This window comes from Chitinophaga sancti (assembly GCF_034087045.1).
GTDB lineage: Bacteria > Bacteroidota > Bacteroidia > Chitinophagales > Chitinophagaceae > Chitinophaga > Chitinophaga sancti_B.
The window spans coordinates 5723323-5742052 of record NZ_CP139247.1; the positions used below are offsets into that span (position 1 = coordinate 5723323).

Annotated in this window: 16 protein-coding genes and 1 pseudogene; 13 read left to right on the plus strand and 4 right to left on the minus strand. The window is 38.4% G+C overall.

Annotation, left to right across the window (positions count from 1 at the left end):
* Positions 1–12: 12 nt before the first annotated feature.
* The 3 genes and pseudogenes from SIO70_RS23170 to SIO70_RS23180 form a co-directional block, all read left to right on the plus strand.
* A pseudogene (locus SIO70_RS23170) lies at positions 13–156 on the plus strand (transposase); the annotation flags it as partial.
* Between the two features lie 49 nt (positions 157–205).
* Positions 206–628, plus strand: coding sequence for a hypothetical protein (locus tag SIO70_RS23175; RefSeq protein ID WP_320574746.1), 423 nt, complete (start codon positions 206–208; stop codon positions 626–628).
* Between the two features lie 145 nt (positions 629–773).
* Positions 774–1493, plus strand: a complete 720-nt coding sequence (locus tag SIO70_RS23180) for a hypothetical protein (RefSeq protein WP_320574747.1) — start codon at positions 774–776, stop codon at positions 1491–1493.
* A 526-nt stretch (positions 1494–2019) separates the two neighbouring features.
* On the opposite strand, the gene SIO70_RS23185 is transcribed toward SIO70_RS23180, so the two are convergent.
* Positions 2020–2760, minus strand: coding sequence for a Cthe_2314 family HEPN domain-containing protein (locus tag SIO70_RS23185; protein ID WP_320574749.1), 741 nt, complete (start codon positions 2758–2760; stop codon positions 2020–2022).
* Positions 2761–3192: 432 nt separating this feature from the next.
* Positions 3193–3996, minus strand: coding sequence for a toll/interleukin-1 receptor domain-containing protein (locus tag SIO70_RS23190; RefSeq protein ID WP_320574750.1), 804 nt, complete (start codon positions 3994–3996; stop codon positions 3193–3195).
* Between the two features lie 459 nt (positions 3997–4455).
* Between SIO70_RS23190 and SIO70_RS23195 the strand changes: the two genes are divergently transcribed.
* From SIO70_RS23195 to SIO70_RS23210, 4 genes are all read left to right on the plus strand, one after another.
* Positions 4456–5652 (plus strand): IS4 family transposase, encoded by a 1197-nt coding sequence (locus tag SIO70_RS23195; protein ID WP_320574752.1) that lies wholly within the window; start codon positions 4456–4458, stop codon positions 5650–5652.
* A 389-nt stretch (positions 5653–6041) separates the two neighbouring features.
* A complete protein-coding gene (locus SIO70_RS23200) occupies positions 6042–7382 on the plus strand; it encodes a hypothetical protein (RefSeq protein ID WP_320574754.1) in 1341 nt (446 codons plus the stop codon).
* A gap of 752 nt (positions 7383–8134) precedes the next feature.
* Positions 8135–9577 (plus strand): hypothetical protein, encoded by a 1443-nt coding sequence (locus SIO70_RS23205; protein WP_320574756.1) that lies wholly within the window; start codon positions 8135–8137, stop codon positions 9575–9577.
* Between the two features lie 195 nt (positions 9578–9772).
* The gene (locus SIO70_RS23210; protein ID WP_320574758.1) at positions 9773–10285 is read left to right on the plus strand and encodes an AAA family ATPase; all 513 of its coding nucleotides are present in this window, start codon (positions 9773–9775) and stop codon (positions 10283–10285) included.
* 192 nt (positions 10286–10477) lie between these two features.
* Here SIO70_RS23210 and SIO70_RS33485 read toward each other — a convergent pair whose 3' ends face one another.
* Positions 10478–10783, minus strand: a complete 306-nt coding sequence (locus tag SIO70_RS33485) for a transposase (protein WP_414017873.1) — start codon at positions 10781–10783, stop codon at positions 10478–10480.
* Positions 10784–10944: 161 nt separating this feature from the next.
* Between SIO70_RS33485 and SIO70_RS23215 the strand changes: the two genes are divergently transcribed.
* Positions 10945–11544, plus strand: coding sequence for a hypothetical protein (locus SIO70_RS23215; RefSeq protein WP_320574759.1), 600 nt, complete (start codon positions 10945–10947; stop codon positions 11542–11544).
* Positions 11545–11736: 192 nt separating this feature from the next.
* On the opposite strand, the gene SIO70_RS23220 is transcribed toward SIO70_RS23215, so the two are convergent.
* A complete protein-coding gene (locus SIO70_RS23220) occupies positions 11737–12912 on the minus strand; it encodes an IS701 family transposase (protein WP_320574761.1) in 1176 nt (391 codons plus the stop codon).
* A gap of 323 nt (positions 12913–13235) precedes the next feature.
* Here SIO70_RS23220 and SIO70_RS23225 point away from each other — a divergent pair, with 323 nt between their 5' ends.
* The 5 genes from SIO70_RS23225 to SIO70_RS23245 all read left to right on the plus strand — a co-directional run bounded on the left by SIO70_RS23225 (position 13236) and on the right by SIO70_RS23245 (position 18196).
* Positions 13236–13829, plus strand: coding sequence for a Crp/Fnr family transcriptional regulator (locus SIO70_RS23225; RefSeq protein ID WP_320574763.1), 594 nt, complete (start codon positions 13236–13238; stop codon positions 13827–13829).
* Positions 13830–14043: 214 nt separating this feature from the next.
* The gene (locus SIO70_RS33490; RefSeq protein WP_414017874.1) at positions 14044–14139 is read left to right on the plus strand and encodes a hypothetical protein; all 96 of its coding nucleotides are present in this window, start codon (positions 14044–14046) and stop codon (positions 14137–14139) included.
* A gap of 215 nt (positions 14140–14354) precedes the next feature.
* Entirely contained in the window at positions 14355–14675 is a 321-nt protein-coding gene (locus tag SIO70_RS23230; RefSeq protein ID WP_320574764.1) for a hypothetical protein, read from the plus strand.
* Positions 14676–15335: 660 nt separating this feature from the next.
* On the plus strand, positions 15336–16739 hold the full coding sequence (locus SIO70_RS23240; RefSeq protein ID WP_320574765.1) for an MBL fold metallo-hydrolase: 1404 nt from the start codon (positions 15336–15338) through the stop codon (positions 16737–16739).
* Between the two features lie 470 nt (positions 16740–17209).
* Positions 17210–18196 (plus strand): DNA/RNA non-specific endonuclease, encoded by a 987-nt coding sequence (locus SIO70_RS23245; RefSeq protein WP_320574766.1) that lies wholly within the window; start codon positions 17210–17212, stop codon positions 18194–18196.
* Positions 18197–18730 lie beyond the last annotated feature (534 nt).

Genomic DNA, 18730 nt, shown 5'->3' on the forward strand with positions numbered 1-18730 from the left:
TACAATACAATTATGAAAAAAGTACGATTCACCGAGAACCAAATTATCTCCATTCTGAAGAAACAGGAATCAGGCATCTCTATTAAGGATCTGGTCAGGGAAAATGGTGTTAGCGAGGCGACCGTTTACAATTGGAAGGCAAAGTACGGAGGTATGCATTTTAAAATACCATGTATCTTTACAGCCATACACCAAAACACATATTATGGAAAGCAACTCTAATAAACATGGAGATATTAATTTGGGGAATATTCATGGGAATGTTATTTTAAATCAGAATCAAAGCGGAGGTACTATAGCTAATAATATTAATACACGAGGTAATGAGAATTCTACTAAGAATAAAAAAGCAAAAATACGGATATTCACCTGCTTAGGGGGACTTGCATCTACAGTGACCATTCTTGCATATTTTGGGGTGTTTCCATTCAACCAGAAGGATAAAAGCATTACTCCAAAAAATGATAGTATAAAGACAACAATCGTTGAACAAAAAATTAACGGAATTAGCAATTCAGCTGCTACATTGCAACGTAACAATTATCCAAAACAATCAATAAAAATGAGCACAGAAAAAGAAAAAAAAGTAAATAGCGGTATATCCTTGGTAATGTTAGTGGAGATGTAATCATATCACAAGGTCAAACCGGTGGTATCACCGCACATTATAATACCATGTAATTATAATGATTTAATATGTAACGTTATCAACTGTAATTCTTAATCCCAATTTTAAAGTTTTTTGAATGTTTTTCCCAAAATCAAAAACGAAGATGCAGAGACTTATATCTGAACTTGAAGAGACATTCACCAATGTAACACAGGGTAATTATCCACTGGAATGGGATGAAAACCACATCACTTATTCCTTAATGAAGGCCATGCGATCAATGTTTCAAAAGCGTCAAGTGCGGTATAAAGGCTTTACTAAAACTGTTGAATGGTTCTCTTATAAGAATAAAGGCAAATCGGAATCTATTGCAGGTGATATTTCATTAATCGTGAATATTCAGTTTTCCAGCGGGGAAAAGCTAAGAGGAGTTGCTTTCCTCGAAGCCAAAAGAGACAGCAGCAATGACAACTTTGAGTCGATGTCTGTTGACCAGTTGGAAAGAATACATGCAAAAATCCCTTATTCTCATTTGTTGCTATACTTGCATAAAACACAAGAATGGCCTTTAAAATTTCCGGATGAGTCCACATGGAGAAGCAATATGTGGGCATCCCCTAGTAACACCGCTATCCAGATGTTGAAGCAAGTTTCTAAATCGGATAATTGGCGTACCCTTCGTGTCTCATTACCGTTTTCAATGCTCATCACTTCCCGGTATTTTTGGGGCCATGATCTGGATTATAGGGAAGATTCTTACAGACTGGCATTAGAGGGATTGGATGGCATAGCAGCCCCACAGTTTCTTGGAGTGATCAATGTCTATTATGAAGGTCAGACTCCAGATGATACGCGCGTGTCTGATAATTGGGAGCTTATCTAAGCTATTCTTTATAGTATAAAATCAGTGCTGGCAATAAGAAACAAACTGATTGAACCTTAAATTAGATAAGGTTGCTAAGATACCTATTATAGTGACTATCGAAAAACCGAAATAGTTTTGATCTTGCCGTCATTTTAATCTTTATACATTTAAATCAATGGTTCTCCCTTCCATAGTAGGTACCAGTAATATTGTGAGGTACGGCTTAGCATATTTGACCCTTGTTTAAAATTCACCTGTGTAGGCCTTCTATAATCAACGTAAACTTAACCTATTGATAATTAGTGCGAGTTGGTTCGAAAACCTACCACTACTGGGCACTAAAATAGAAAATCCGCTCTAGTAGCGGATTTTCTATTTTTTGACCTATAAATTGATTGTATAAGTCATTTCTAATCAGGACTCAATAGGTTCGATATATCGTATTATCAGGCACTCAGAAAACGTCAGAGATATCATTATCTCCAATGTTTTTATTTAAATAGAATATTATTATTTTCTGAGCTCCATTAAAACGGAATCGAAGTTATAGCACACCTAACCTATCATCAAATTGGCTGCTCATCGTTTCCAGAAATTCTGCAATATATCCGACTGTTTTGTCAATAATCTCCCTCATTTGGTCTATTTCATCTCGAATTTGTTCTTTTGTTAGTGTTGCCAAAAGTGCATCTGTGGCCATTTCATCGTTCTTTATCAATCTGCCCATTTCGTTCCAGTAAACGACCTTCTCGAATACGTTGTTTTCACTTTTACTAGCATGTACCTTTGCATTCCTCTGCTGTACGTAATGCTCCAAATAGTCACTGGCATCTTGCAGAATTTTAGCAGACGCCGTTTCTGAAAGTCTTTTTACAAAAGAATGTGCGTAGCAATACCGCTCATTGATTCCTAGGTTAAAAATGAAATTTCCAAGCTTGCCACATAGATCAAGGGAAGTAGCAAGGCGGATTATAAAATTGTCGTAGTGGTACTTCAAATAACTTTCCGGATCGATTTTATCACTGTATATGGAAGATATTGACTGAAGATCAATATCAAAAAAGACCAACAGAGACTCCAGCTCATCGCTGTAGCTGTTTAATGTAGCTACTCTTTCAAAGACGTTTTTAATGAAGATTTCTTTTGGAGACCCATATTCCGGAAATGGGACTTTGCTTTTTCTTTCTTTAAATATATCATTAATGTGAGCGCTGTAAATTGGTGCAGCTAATGTTAAGACCTTTAAACTGAATTGTGTATTGGAAATTATTTCAGATGTGTTCATAAATTATGCTAAATAATTAAATACTATAGTTTTATGATTTTGATCCTTACTTAAGCTACTCCCAAATGATTTTTTTATACTAAAATAGGAAATTAAGAGACCAATAATTATTCTCTGCCCAAAGATGAATAAAATGTCTCACTCTTATTGCACAGTTACTATTATTTGGGAGGTCGTCACGCCTAGTATTCCTTATTAATAAATAGTCAAACAATTGGCCGAATTCTGCAAAATTGGCCCTCTGTTGACTTCTATCAGTTAATCCGATGTTAAACTCAGAAAAAGTATCAAACACCTAACTGGACATTATTAATCCCCTAACAATCAATAAAAGTTGGCTCGAAAATGCTCCGCTGCTGGGCACAAAGGCAAAACGCCAGAAAGACTATCTCCAACGTTTTTGTTTATCATTGAAAGAACACTGTAACACAGCTAAAGAACGATCACCAACTCCGCTATCTTGGCCGCAACTTCTACCATTGTATCCTCTGAAGTACTAAGACCACTTCGCGAACCAAGCAAGGGACTCACTTCACGTAAAGCTTCATAATTTGTGTTATGCACAATTGGAACAAGTAGATCTCGCGCCAACAGAGCCGAAAGTTCTTTATCAGCAATCCCTTCTCCCTTGAGGCGCTGCAATAGCGAAGGAGTTACCAATACGATACCAATTCGTGACTTCACTAATCCCTTGTCAATTTCCCGAAGCAAAGGTGAACCCAACAAGACGTCTTTTTCACTAAACCAAACAGAGACTCCTTTAGACTCAAGTAGATCGTGAAGCTCTTTAGCAGGACCTTTTCGGTCGTCCCATGCGTGACAAAGAAAAACATCACGAAGCTCTGGCATGCTTGATCGTTTTTCAACATTTTCACGAACAGGTGTGAGTGTGCGCACTTCAGCAGGTGTGTACATAATGGCAGAACCGGCTCGCGACCAACGCGGCTTAGTGTTTTTGGTAATTGCAGTTCCGCTGTTTCGGCTACTGAAGTTCTCAGACGCAGAGTAAGATGATGAATAGGATGAAGGCGAACTATAGCTGCGATAACGATTACCGCATGCGGGGCATTCGGCTGCAGCACTCGCTGTACGATGTCCTCGTACCGGTGCAGTACATCTAGCCATGATGTTAAATTTTAAATTGATGCAATTAATTAATTCCTCAAGCTGTGATGAAGTAAATAACCAGGTTTCTCCAGTATTTACCCAACCATCACGCTGTGATATAAGCTTCATATTTATGGAAACTCCTATTTAATTACCCAGTATTTAATCCTTCGGCTTATGCTTGTGAGGCTTTAAATCAGGATGTTTAGGTTTATTCGGAGGATCGACCCGCCTTCTCTTATCATCTGTACCATTCTGCTTTTGGGGTTTGGGGCCTGGTTTAATTGCTTGAATTTTTTCCATAACAATAATTTCTTTGAGGTCAAAAATTTTAAACGAATTTAGGTATTAAGGTCATACAAAGACAAAATACGAACAGGGGAAAAATCCTGTTTTTAAATGTTGTTCAAATTCCATATAATCTTTAAGTTGCTTATAATCAAAATTAATTGGTTCGAAAACCTTCCGCTGTAGGGTACAAAAGATGAAACCCGCTCTTAGAGCTACCGTCTGGACACATTTTATTTCTATTTTTGAAATAAAAAGGTGCAAAGCAGGCATTTTTACGAGATAAAAGACAAGCGATTAATGAATAGAGGTAACTCCATTCTTAATCGCTTGTTTGCTAATAGTGTACATTCGATTAGACGGTTAGCTAGCAATGATTCAGAAGCCAAAGCCATTTACCGTTTTCTACAAAATGACCATGTCAGTGAAGATGACATCATCAGAAACATGTCCTCCAATTGTGTTAGTTGTGTTGGAAACAGGCCAGTGTTGTGCATTCAGGACACCAGTGATGTAAATCTTTACAATCACAAGAATAGGATAAAAAAGGACGATTATATCGGTACGACAAATGCTGCGACTAATGGTCTTGGGTTTCATATACATCCAGGATTTGTTATAGATGCGGAAAGTTTTATGCCTTATGGGTTTTCCACAATAAAGATTTGGAACAGATCACATGAACAAGCTAAAAAAGATGTGAGCCATCAAAAAAAGATGCTTCCCATAGAGGGTAAGGAATCTTATAGATGGATAGAGAGTTCCCTGAAAAGTAAAAATATTCTACAGTCTGCAAGCGAGATTATTATCATCCAGGACAGAGAAGGTGATATTTATGAACAATTTGCACTTGTTCCTGATTCTAAGACCCACTTGCTTATAAGGGCAAAAACCAATCGGATAGTCCAGGAAAAACAAAAGCTTTTTGAATACCTTGGCAGCCAGCCTTTGCAAGGTTCTTATGAGGTCAAAGTAGAAGGCGATAAAAGAAGAAGTACAACCAAAAGAACAGCAACAATAGAGGTTCGTTTTTCAACAGTAACAATCAGAGGCAATCAATACATCGATAGAAATCTTCCGAGAAATATCACCTTATACGCTATAGAAGCTAAAGAAGTGGGAGATGATATAAAGAACCCCATTCATTGGAGGTTACTGACTACAAAAAAAGTAGAGGATTTACAAACAGCATTGCTTTGCATAGAATGGTATACCTGCCGGTGGGTCATCGAAGAAGTATTTCGAATTTTGAAGAAAGAAGGGTTTAATATTGAAGCGAGTGAATTATCGCAACCCAAAGCCATAAGAAAGTTATGTTTAATGATGCTCGAAACCATCATCAAACTTTTCATTATGCAGATAGCATACTCAATACCTGAAGAATCCTGTCCTCAGAGTTGCTTTTCTGCTGAAGAAATAGTATGTCTGGAACAGCAGATCGAACAGTTAGAAGGCAAAACGGATAAACTAAAAACCCATATACATCTTCCGATCTGAGAAGATATATATGGGCCATAGCCAGATTAGGTGGCTGGAAAGGCTATCTATCTGAACGTAAACCCGGCATCACTACCTTTTGGATGGGGCTGCAGAAATTTACTGCAGTCATGCAAGGCTGGATTCTTTTTAGAGATGTGTCCAGACGGTAGCTCTTAGAGCAGGTTTTTTCGTTTTAGAAGGTGATGTTTTTCGTGCCAAATCACGGATCAAGTTGAATACTTGATCCTATAATTTAGAATGGTCCGGATCAATTAATAATCAATTGACAGATCGAATCGGAGCTATTTCATTTTATTTCTTAGCTGGTTTAATAGTTAAGGAAAAATCTAGTAATTTCCTCTTTAAACTGCTTTAGCTCCAACATTTATTACTAATTAATTGCCCGAATGAAACATCACAACTTTGCAGCCTACAGGCCCGGCACCTTTTCTGTCGATGTAAGCAATCTTACACCGGCAGACAAATTATTTATCCCAGAGGATATGCCGGCCTTTATTCATGAATATTGTCATTATATTCAGGATATATCTACTATCTCAGCCATATTTGGATTTTCCTTGTGGCTACGTGATGTGGTAACACTCACAGGTATTTTCTCAAAAGAAGTAGGCAGAACAATTAGTATCCCACTGACACGTGACTCCTTTGGAGAATCAGTTAACAAATTTCGCAAGTTTTATAATCTGTATTGTGGTGATCCTAACCAGGTCCACAATATAGAATTTGCCTTGCATCCATTTCAAAGGAGAACTGTAGAAGAAAAAGACATCCCATTAGACGGTGAGGTGAGGAAATTTGCTGTTAATATTATTGAGTTCGAAGGTCGGCCTCAGCCATTGTTCTTTGGACTGATAGCTCTCCAAGAGGTACAAGCTTTCTATGCCCAAAAGCTGGCAGAAGAAAAATCAGATCCCAATATACAATTATCGGTTAAAGCTGATAGCTTGCCATCCTTTCCCTATCAATTCGGAGAGCATCTGTTTCAATATTACAACATCACCGCAGATGCACAAACCAAATATGTCCTAATTGACCTCTGTCTCGATACTATACAGGCTCCCACAGTATTCCTGGATGTATTAGAGGAACTAAAAGGCAGCACTATCGAAATCTATAAGAATCTGGAGGTAATGATTGATATTGTCAATGCTACTGCTTTAAAAAGAGGATATTCAAGAGAAGTAGCCCTAACTCAAATACTCCCCGATATTATAAATTGGTCGAAAGGGCCAGGACGGGAACATCTTACTAAGGCACTTGCTTGGTATGCCGATCTGATTACAACTGTCTATAAGATCAAAACACATGAACCATTAATGCAAACCTATTTCTCATGGCCATTTACAGAAAACTGGGAACTTCTAGCCGAATTATTTGATTTTTATCCCCCTCCAATCTATATAAAAGACGGTGAGTTACTTGGGACTAAATCCACACTATCCGATGTCAATGAAAAGTACCAGGAAAATTATGACGCGGCCGAAACCTTTTGGTTCCATAGAGAAATATATGATCTCTTAATAGCTGACAGCATAACGAAAATCAATGAGAAAAGCGAATGCCCTATCTATAATACGTGTCCAGTAAAAGATGTTTTAGACGATCACTACACCTGTAAAACAGCCCCGTGGCAGATAATAAAGGGCAAAGAGAAGTTTCATTGCCCTTACGGAATGGCCGCCCATTCCTTTGGATTATGGCAGAATAATATTGAGATAAATTTCTAATCCGTTTCAATGAAACCTACTTAACTACAATAAGAAAGATGCTTTTAGAATTCACCAGTTAGCTACTCAATACATTCAATTTAATCATAATCAATATTATTTGGTTCGAAAACTTACCACCAGTGGGCACAAAAACAAGGAAATGTCGGAAATATCTCCGACATTTCCTTGTTTTTAATTGCCCCTATTTATCACTTTAGGAGCCTAAATCACAACACTATTCAAACCATATCTTCATACCTTTTACCACATTCTTTGACTCATGAAATGACCCATGCCCCAACCTGCACTACGTGGATTTTTAAACTGTACTTTTTCTAATACAAATACCATATTTCATCTGGCGCATAGATATATTGAATAATAAATTCTCTCCGGGTGCAATACTTGGTAATACAAATCTCCAGCGGTAATATCTTTGCATAATGACAAACCGAGCGAAATAATCCCGGGAATATTCAAATAAATAGCAGGAAAACATTTTCAAATATACAAATGGCTTCCCCCTAATTATCGGTGAAGAATGTCTCCTTTAGATTTCTAAGACGAGTTAGGTTTTATGCTCCCAGGATATCACTTAACAATTTATACCTTAATATGAATTTTTTGGTGAAAAGAAAGCGAAGTTGGAAATTACATTTTCTAATGATTAGTAGTAAGATGTGCATAACGTCTTTTTAATATCGCCGGGAAGCTGGCCGTCCTGCGTTTTACCCCATAGATGATTGTAAAAATCTAGAATAGAACTTAAAATGAACCAGTCCATTTCTCCTGAAAAGTATATTAAAACGCGTGCCAGGACGTTGAAGATAGATCGTTGTCTGGTAAATGCCGATTGGAATAGCAGCAAGTTCGCTCATGTGACCATCATACGAAAGCATACGAATGGGAATTTCACCTTTGCTGGTTACTTGGTTGATTTGTTATGTCTTGGTGTTAAAGATACCTTCTATGGTTTTAACCAGTTAGAGGAGGATATGGCGGAGCTGTCAGAAGCCTATGGGATGGAAAATGAAATGGTAGAAATTGAATACGCCCTGGCACATAACATCATATTTGCAGGAGAGGAGTTTGCATCAGAATACCATATTCCACAGCACCGGGATTTTGTTAATATTACGAAGTATTTACTGGAAGAAGATGATGAAAGAGTTCCTTTGATAGAAATTCATACCGGGGATAAAGATGGATTGCCACACTTAATTGTAACATCTTCAGATAGTTATCCGTCGGCTTTAGCATGCCTGAAAAGGTATGCTGGAGAGGGGAAATATCATTATACCGTGTTAGATAAAGAAGGCTTGATTGAAGATGGTAATTATTTTGGTGAGGACGATGACGCCGAAGAATTGGATGATGATTTCCCGGATTGTCATTTATGGACGAGGGATGATTGGAGGTCATTTATTAGTGACCTCACCCAGGAAAATTATAGGCTGTTTATGCAGGAATTCTCTTATATTTTTTTAATGGCCATCACGAAACCTGGACTGGAAGAGAGGGGGCTGGATATTATTAATGAGCTGTCCATAGCTGATAAGGGGGTAGATTGGAATGAAAACGGGGATGAAAATGAATATATAAAGACGCCGGAAGAGGGAGTAGCCATTGAGAAGATATATAATCAGATTACAAGAAAAGGAGCATCCTCCAAAGAGATAAAGAAAGTTTTATCCACGATCCAGGATTGTATCAAAAAGTGGCCAAACAATCCGCTGTTTAGGAATTATCAGTATAACGCCTATTTACTTTTGAACGATATTGATCGTGCTGAAGCAGAAATTTTTGAAACGTTGAGACTCTTCCCAGACTATCTGGTAGGCAAAACGATATATGCCGATTATCTCATTGCTCACAATCGTATAGATGAAGTACCAGCTGTATTTAATTCTAAAAGATATCTTTTTGAGCTATATAGTTACCGTAGTTCTTTTCATATTAATGAATTTATGCATTTTAATACGTCCTGGCTCTTCTATTATACTTCAAATGAAGACTATGTAATGGCTGACTTTTACACCAGATTATTGGAAATAATACCAGGGGATTTATTAAGGGAGAAGCAGCATAAGTTATTAGAAATGATGGATATACAGCGAACTATGCTTGTGCTGAAATTGGTGAGTAAATCTAAGGAGAATACTGTGGAAATGGATAAATTGATTAGTCTGTTGATAAATGATCTGGCAAGATAAATAATTATAAATATTATTGTCACCAATCAAAGTGATTGACCTGGCTGCCTTGCAATAGCAGGTTTTCCCCCGAATAAATGGCTGTAGCCAATCTGATTGATAATGTCTTGCCTTTATTCTGTGTAACGGGTTGCTTCCCGGTTCTAAAATATCCTTTTATTATTACAATAACCTTGAATCCAAAATTCAATATACATGAAGATAGCTGTGATAGGTGCCCATAAGGTTGGTAAAACGACATTAGCTGAAGAAATCCTGGAGTGTCTTCCCGGATACACCCTTCATATAGAACCATATCATGCTCTCGAAGAATCAGGATACATATTTTCTGATATACCCGATGTTCATGACTTCATTAAACAATTTGAATATTCGGTAAAACAAATCTCAAAATCCGGAGAAAATATAATATTTGATAGATGTCCAATTGATATTCTGGCATATGTCCATGCTATTGATGAAGCCAGGAATATTGAACAATTATTTGAAACCGCTCAAATAGTAATCAATGCAATAGATCTCATTGTGTTCGTTCCTATAGAAGAACCAGATTTAATATCCTGCCAGAAATCAGATTTACCTAAACTTAGATACAGGGTAAATGATATACTTAATGACTGGATATGGCAATTGGATATAAAAACTATTGAAGTTAACGGCGCCTTGTTTAACCGTAGAGATCAGGTAATAAATAAAATAGCTTTCTGAAAATAGCCGCCAACTGGTTCGAAAATGATTCGTTACCGGGCACTTGGCTGGGGCTGACTAAAAAGTAAAATGAAGGCGTTCAGAATTGCGCAAAAGCAATTTCGGCTCCATCACCTACCCGAGAGGGGGTACCCTTTTGGGTCAGCCCCATTGTTTTATGGTTGTTTGATTCTGGTCTCGGGTTGTAATGGATCAAGTTGAATTTCTGGGGGGATTTGTGTGGCAAGGATAAATTTTAGATAACCTGAACAGGAAAAATTCTACATCTCTTACACCTCTCATCGCATTCCTAAACGCTTTAATCTTTGCATTAAATGATTCTGCAGCTGCATTGATGACCCTGTCCACTTCCTGTTGCTGATGGCTACGCCAGAAACATGTATTCACATAATGGTTAGCAGAGCCGAACCTGGCATTCCTACCCGAATCCCGAACAAAATTCTTTTCTGCTTCAGAAGATGTTTGAGTTTTTAACGGATAAATAAAGGATAAAAGCATATTTTATCCGGAATGGAATACGGATGGAAATGAAAAAGCTAAAAACTGAAAAGCCCTCATTAAGGAACATGGGATAGTTTCCAGTTCATTTGGTAACAAATGTGGAGCAATGGCGTGGTGTAGACTTTTCATCTTTGCAGTATTGATAAAACACTTCAAAGATGAAAAGTTACCTATTATTGACCATTGCCATCTTTTACGGGATGGTACTGCATGCACAGGATGGTGTGAAAAGCAGTTTCTGGCATCCTGATCCACCGCATTACAAAGCTAAACAAGCCATTGAAACGGAATCGCTCTTCCCGATGTTTTTTACAGGTGGGTACCACGCCGCCGTAGGATTCCGCTACGATAAATTCCGCGTCAGAGTAAGCGTTATTAATGGTGGCCACTACAATGCAGAACCTGCCGGACTGAAAAACCAAAAAGATGATTTCAAACGATTCTACAAAACATCTCCAGGTATCTTCCTGGGATATAATATCTGGAAGAACCTGGAACTCTATACATTTCTGGAAATGCACACTTTTGCCATTGAACAAAAGTCTACCGGCATTCGCCAGGATATACGGAGCAATGACTTTGGCGGGGGTATCAGCTACCAGTTTTTCTTTAGTAAATACATATACCTGCAACCGGGTCTGCACTTGTATTTGCGGGGCGATAAAACCCGCGATTTCAATGGCGAACAATACACGATACCTAATGCAGATGTTGCCCCGGTCATCCGTATAGGGTTCAGGTTATGGGAAAAACAATAAGATTAATGATGTTATGGCCGTGTATGTTATTCGCTTGTGGCAACTATACACGCAAGAACATGACAACTATAGGTCAATCTTCTCCTGCAATGAAACAGCTATTGTATTATGCCTCATTGGTAGGTAGTTCCACAATACGCAGCCTGCGTAGACCCATTGATAGTTTTACAATATTTAAGTAACTTGATTTAGTCAAATTCGAATAAATAATAATTTCTTCATTTTTCTATAATCTGGTGGCTGTTTTGCAAGAATATCATCTATGATATTTCGTATTGATCGTAATGTTAATTTGAGAACAGATCTTATCAATAAGATGATGTCTTGTGTTGTTACCCAAACCTTTTCTTCATAGCAAAAGAGTTTTTGAGTGTTCAGGAACAGTTGCGCCAACATCACCATAGCCATGTGCTTATGCCAGCTTTGAGCGCTCCGGGTCTGATACTCATTTAGTCCTAACTCTTTTTTACCTTCTCTAAATGATTTTTCAATAAAGAATCGCTTGCACTGCATATAAGCCAACTCTTTTATTGATGCCCCAGGTTTATAGCACAGGCTATATTTAATGGTACCATCAACATCTTTTCTAATTAATAATTGAAGCACCTGACGCTTCTCTGTTAACGGATTGAATATATAAATCTCTCTGCAATGGAACCAGGCAAACAGTTTTTTTCCTTTGCTTTGATGACGTATTTTCATCCACGTCCAATCCTTCTTTTTCAATCCAGACATGTATTTACGGATTGATATAGATTCTCTGTTTGGTCGTGCGTAAACATTTTTAGGTCCTCTTTTTCCTGGTACGCTGACTGGAACTCTCATTTGGAATGCCTCCAGCCAGATCCCATGGCTATCTGGTACATCGGCAACGAATGGTAAACCTATCTTTATCAAATAACACAATAGATTTGCATCTCGGCCATAAAATGCATCAAAGCAGACCCATTTTACCTTCACCTTTAATTTTAGCACTACATGATCAATGATTTCCTTAGCAAGGTCAATTTTAGTGGCTTCTGATCCTAAAGACAATCTGGCTTGAACAAGATTAACAAGGCTACCTCCGCATAAAGCTCCAAACACACCAACCTGACAGTTGTCTGTTTTTCCAATCTGGCCGCAGTACTGCCTTTTCACCCCTGCAGAGAGCTTCCCCTTTTTAGGATTGCCGCTTTCATCAACTATAAAACAAGTATCGTCTTCCAGTCCACACTGTTGTAAAAGATGCCAGAAGTCTAAAGTTATCTTATCCATCAGCTTCGAATAACACCACTTGCCAACGGTTATAAAATGGTGTAAGCATTGCTGACTAGTATTCTGAAGTTCCTGAGCCATCACCTGGCAATTACGTCGTCGACTAACCATTAAGCCCTTCAAATAAGAAGATGCATTTGCTGTTCCGTCTTTTGTCTTGCTTTTAAAGTAAAATGTGAAGCTGAGAAGAAATTGTAACAACCGACTCTCTACGAGTCGGAAATTGCTTATTTTCGACTCATATTTTTGTTTATTAATTAAGCCCGTTCGGTTTCTACTGTTTGGGCTTTTCTTTTGGGATGATGCAAAGGTATGCAAAACCCGCTTCCGTGCAAAGTTTCGACTATAATATGTAAAGAACTATAATTTGACTAAACAGAGGTAATCTTTTTTGTTTTTGTAAATTTGTCCCACAATTCATATGTATTTGTGGAATGACAGATAAACAAGATCTAAAACAACAGGTTGAAAGCATTTGTCCCTTGAGCGATGAAGAGTGGCAGACATTTGCTGCACGGCTAAACTACAGGGAGATCAAAAAAGGAGATTACGTTTTATACCAGGACCGGGTTTGTGATTTCGTGGCATTTGTTCAATCGGGAGCTTTTGTTTATTTCCGCTCTTTGGAAAATGGAACGGAGTATACCACTGATTTCGGTTTCAACGGTGAATGGATTGGAGATATGTATAGCCGGCTGAATGGCATCCCTTCTTTTCTCAACATTAAGGCATTGGAAGATTCGGCGATACATATTTTATATCAAAAGGACCTGGATGAATTACTTATTGCTATCCCAGCATTGGAAAAGCTGCTCCGGATTCTGGTTGAAAGAGCTTTTTTGAAGATCGTCCGACAAAGCCTGCACTTTCAGATAGTTGATGCCAAAGAACGTTACCTGAAATTGATGGAAGAATCGCCGGAAATTTTGCAAAGAGTCCCCTTGTACCATATTGCCAACTATCTGGGTATCGCTCCCAAATCGCTGAGTAGGATCAGAAAAAATACGGTTAAAGAAAGACAGCCCTGACGAAACGGTATTTAACGCTTTAAAAAAATAGATCAGTCCGGGTAAATCCTGGGTCAAATACCCATGTATGCTTTGTAATCAAGGCATACAGGCTTAAAATAACTAGAACTTATTTCATAAATGCCATTTAGATTTTTGAGATCTTTATAGCTTGTCAAGACGGGGAAATTTAACTGATGACCAATGTGCTATAATACAGCCACTAATTCCAGAAGTGGTATCAAGCGAAGATGGCAAAGACCGTCCGCGTATATATAGCGACAGAGAGGTTCTCAATGGTATCCTATGGATACTGAGAAGCGGAATTTGAAACAAGGGGAGGAATAGATCTATCAGAATGTTCTATATTTACACACATAAAAATGTAACGGCAAACGTGGGTACAAAGGGTTAGCATGGCGCACTCCTTGCATAATGATTCTAATTACGCTAAAACCACAACGCTATTAACATGTAAGCATGTCACTTAGCTAAATATTGATGATAGTGTAATTTTAGTTAAATTACGCCTACAAATAGAACCCTATGTCAGATCTCTTCCCTGATATTCAAGGCCCTCTAAGTGATAGCCACATGAAGGCGCTCCTCCTGATGCACAACTCAAATACTGATGAGTTCAAAAAGGTATTTGAACTAATTACAGAAGAACAAAGAAAGCAATTTACAGAGATGCTGAAGAAAACCGCCCAGATGAAATGGAAAGCCATGAGAAATGAACAGCGCTCTATAAGAGCAAAAGAGAAGGAAAAACAACGGCAAAATTCACCTCATCCATTTTATGGCAATATGGGAGAACCTGAGAACAGGGAAGAGAACAAAGCAAAATATGGTGTTTATCCGAATTAATTTTAGCCTGAAATAGACCTATCACATCATAGTTGTTCCTCTTACGAGTGATTGAATATTTTTCATCACTACCAGAAGTATCATAAAACTTGAATACCTAGACTACATTTCCCAGAAAACTTATCAGCGAATTTAATGCAATCACCAACAAGGATGTACCCACAGCCTCCTTCATGAGTAAGTGAAGTTTTAATACCAGGGCAGGAATCAGGGAAAATCCACCGCCAGCTCCTAATATCCTGTTACCACCCCAATGTCTATACCCAAAGGACCAGCGGGACTAACCACTTTCTTGTAATAAAGACTGTTAATAGTCACTTTGCCCAGCTTTTTATTTTAACCTCGCTGTGTAACATTTGTCACCTATAATATGCTGTAAGAATTGTAATTCTGTAATGCTAAAGTCTGGGAGTGTCAGCCTTTGCCTGCCATAATTAGAATGATGCATGCAAAAAGATAAGCAAGTGAACAACCTGCCGTAGTAGTTGGTATTTTGTTATAAAGTGCCAGTGTATGTATTTACCTCGGCATTATAGTCTAAATTCGGCATAAATAATATCAAATGCTATGAAAGAACGTTATCCTCTTCGACAAATATTCCCAGGATGATAGTAAAAACAGGATACAACATCTTTGCATTAAACAGAAAAACTAACAACTATGTATTTTCAGCACATTTATGATAAAAGCCTGGCTCAGGGCAGTTACTTTATTGGTTGTCAGAAAGCTGGGATAGCTGCTGTAATAGATCCTAAAAGAGATGTGGATACCTACCTGGAAATTGCACAACAGCAAAAGATGAATATTACCCATATCCTTGAAACGCATATTCACGCTGATTTTCTCTCCGGATCCCGTGAACTGGCATCACTGACAGGTGCTCAAATGTTCCTGTCGGATGAGGGGGGCCCGGATTGGCAATATGAATTTGATCATACAGGCTTGAAAAATGGTAGCATCATAGAATTGGGCAATCTAAAATTTGAGGTCCTACATACTCCCGGACATACTCCTGAAAGCATCAGTTTTTTATTGACCGACACTCCTGCAAGCGATGCGCCAATAATGCTATTCACGGGCGACTTCGTTTTTGTTGGAGATATAGGCAGACCAGATCTGCTCGAAAAAGCTGCTGGTCTGAAAGGCACACAGGAAATCGGTGCTCATCAATTGTTCATCTCGCTGAAAAAATTTAGTGCATTACCGCCCTATGTACAGGTCTGGCCTGCACATGGTGCCGGCTCTGCCTGTGGGAAAGCCCTCGGTGCCGTACCTTCTACCACTACAGGCTATGAAATGATCAGAAACTGGGCCTTCAAATTCCAACAGGATGAAGAAGGATTTGTAAAATACCTGCTGGAAGATCAACCGGAACCTCCAAAATATTTTGCAAAAATGAAACAGCTCAATAAGGTAAACCGCCCTTTGCTGACAGAGGTCCCCACCATTAAAGCGCTTGACAACAACGAGCTGCTATCCGCATTAAAGAAAGGTTACAAACTGATCGATACTCGAAACAAAAGGATATTTGCCGCCGGATATATTCCCGGTAGTATCAATATCCAGGCGAATAACTCCTTTAATACATGGGCAGGTTGGTTCCTGGATTATGATACACCTTTTATGTTAGTAGCTAATCCCAATGAACTGGATGATCTGATTAGAAAATTAATGCGAATTGGCCTTGACAACATTTACGGGTATATTCCGGATATAAATGAATGGGTAAATGCCGGAGGCGTACCAGAGCAGGAAACAGTAATCTCCATTAATGAATTCAAGGAACTTTATTCAAACAATAGCATTCAGGTAGTAGACCTGCGTAGTGCAACAGAATACAAGTCCGGACACATCAGCAAAGCGAATAACATATTTATTGGCCACCTGCCTGAAAATATGAATAAGATCAGCAGGGATAAAAAAGTTGTGATTCATTGCCAGAGTGGTGACCGCTCTACAATTGCTTATTCATTACTGGCAAGGGAAGGATTTAATAATGTACTGAATTTTTCAGAAGGCATGGACAAATGGATACAGGATAATAATCCGGTTGAACAGCAATAAACTCAACCATTTCTGAGAATAAATGGGAGGGACATTCTTAAGGAGAATGCCCCTTTTTTATTGCCAGTTATTCAACGGGATTCTCATCCCTATTCTATTTTTAATAGTATTAATCTACATAGGCTATAAAAGCAACCTTAAAATATTAACCCATTCTACCATTAGTACATTTGCACAGCACATCCACTACACACAAGCTTCAATAACCCCCAAGCCACAATGATATAAATATAATCTCATTTTTAAGCAGTAAATGTTTATTCGCTGAAATTATCGCATATTGCAGCCCGAAATTAACTTAAACGATTAAACTTTCTTTGTACCAGGGAAGAGAACAATAAAAAAGCATATGCCAGAAAAAAAGAATTGCCACCAAACCATTTTGACGCCATATCCTCGCCCATCCTAAGGATGACACCTGGCATTTTACACCACCTACCATCATTCAAAATTCTAATACAAGCCAACTAATGAAAGAGAAAAAACTATTATCCCTCGCCGTTACAGTGGCGCTGATAGTATTTGTAACTTGTGTGAGGCTGCGCGAATCGTCAGTAAATATGACGCCGGATAAGCCTAAAAAAACCAATACAACAAAATCTTCCCACAATACCACAAAGTCATCTCAGGGTACACCCCCCTCCCGGACTATTGTACCTTCAACCTCCGACAATTGTGATACACACGTAAAGACCACCAGCGATAACAGTCATCTATTATTGGGCAATCCATCTGATGCACAGCCATGTATGATGCTTGTCAACAATTATCTTATAGACAGAACCTATTATGTTGCATCTTACAACAGTCAACGGGGTACTCCTAACTGGGTAAGCTGGCATCTGGACGCCAATGATCTTGGCAAAACTTACAGAACTGATAACTTCAGAGAAGATCCTGAGTTACCTCGCAACTTTTATCATGTAGAAGGCACTGATTATATCAGCTCCGGCTTTGACCGCGGACATAACTGTCCTTCCGGTGACCGTACCAATAATACCAGCGCTAACGAATCTACCTTTCTGATGAGTAATATGATTCCACAGGCGCCCAGGAACAACAAGCGTACATGGGCTGGCTTTGAGGAATATACAAGAAATACACTCGTGAGCCATGGCAATGAATGCTATATCATCATGGGAAGCTATGGCACTGGCGGTACCGGATCAAAAGGCAAGGTAAAAACGATCGATCAGGGGAAGGTGACAGTACCCTCCCGTATCTGGAAAGTAGTAGTGGTTATTCCGGCCGGCGATAATGACCTGGAACGACTCAGTAATAACGATGTGACTATCGTAGCTATCGATACACCAAATAATGATAAATCAATTGATAACAGCTGGAGAAAATATATCACCTCTGTGAAAGCTATTGAAGATTCAACCGGCTATCATTTGTTATCAAATCTGCCAGAGAAAGTGCAGCTTGCATTGAAATCAAAAGTTTATGTTCCGTAGTTGCAGCACATCAATATTGGCAGGCTGTGTCAGCCTACATCCATAAAATCGGCCTGGATCAATTGATCCAGGCCGATTTTTTAATAATATTTTGGATGCAGCCTTTAATAAAAATAATTCATCTGCATACTTACCATATGAAACTAATTCAGTATTAACTGCTACTTTTTTAGCAACTTCCTGTTAAACCACCTCTTCAACAATTCAGCTGCCGTAATATACCCCAAAATAACCAACAACAACCAAACTGTTGGTATTCGCAGCCAAAAAGGAAAAATGCAATAAGCACAACACATGAAGAAAAATTACAACTGATCATTCACTAAAATGATAACAATCATCATTATAAAAGATGACTATTAACGACAAAATGATCACCATCAACTAACCACCATCAACTTTTACACGAATAATAAGTTCTAACTTAGAGAAAACATATGTACAAGATCCCCATCCAACAAGCGCGAAATAATAATAAATAGAAAAATTCATCATTTATTTCTAAAACCAATCATCATGAAATCGTTGGTATAC

Bases quoted from the DNA above. Each gene is read 5' to 3' on its own strand.
- SIO70_RS23175 (WP_320574746.1), top strand. From the start codon at position 206: ATGGAAAGCAACTCTAATAAACATGGAGATATTAATTTGGGGAATATT.
- SIO70_RS23180 (WP_320574747.1), top strand. From the start codon at position 774: ATGCAGAGACTTATATCTGAACTTGAAGAGACATTCACCAATGTAACA.
- SIO70_RS23185 (WP_320574749.1), bottom strand. From the start codon at position 2,760: ATGAACACATCTGAAATAATTTCCAATACACAATTCAGTTTAAAGGTC.
- SIO70_RS23190 (WP_320574750.1), bottom strand. From the start codon at position 3,996: ATGAAGCTTATATCACAGCGTGATGGTTGGGTAAATACTGGAGAAACC.
- SIO70_RS23195 (WP_320574752.1), top strand. From the start codon at position 4,456: ATGAATAGAGGTAACTCCATTCTTAATCGCTTGTTTGCTAATAGTGTA.
- SIO70_RS23200 (WP_320574754.1), top strand. From the start codon at position 6,042: ATGAAACATCACAACTTTGCAGCCTACAGGCCCGGCACCTTTTCTGTC.
- SIO70_RS23205 (WP_320574756.1), top strand. From the start codon at position 8,135: ATGAACCAGTCCATTTCTCCTGAAAAGTATATTAAAACGCGTGCCAGG.
- SIO70_RS23210 (WP_320574758.1), top strand. From the start codon at position 9,773: ATGAAGATAGCTGTGATAGGTGCCCATAAGGTTGGTAAAACGACATTA.
- SIO70_RS33485 (WP_414017873.1), bottom strand. From the start codon at position 10,783: ATGCTTTTATCCTTTATTTATCCGTTAAAAACTCAAACATCTTCTGAA.
- SIO70_RS23215 (WP_320574759.1), top strand. From the start codon at position 10,945: ATGAAAAGTTACCTATTATTGACCATTGCCATCTTTTACGGGATGGTA.
- SIO70_RS23220 (WP_320574761.1), bottom strand. From the start codon at position 12,912: ATGGTTAGTCGACGACGTAATTGCCAGGTGATGGCTCAGGAACTTCAG.
- SIO70_RS23225 (WP_320574763.1), top strand. From the start codon at position 13,236: ATGACAGATAAACAAGATCTAAAACAACAGGTTGAAAGCATTTGTCCC.
- SIO70_RS23230 (WP_320574764.1), top strand. From the start codon at position 14,355: ATGTCAGATCTCTTCCCTGATATTCAAGGCCCTCTAAGTGATAGCCAC.
- SIO70_RS23240 (WP_320574765.1), top strand. From the start codon at position 15,336: ATGTATTTTCAGCACATTTATGATAAAAGCCTGGCTCAGGGCAGTTAC.
- SIO70_RS23245 (WP_320574766.1), top strand. From the start codon at position 17,210: ATGAAAGAGAAAAAACTATTATCCCTCGCCGTTACAGTGGCGCTGATA.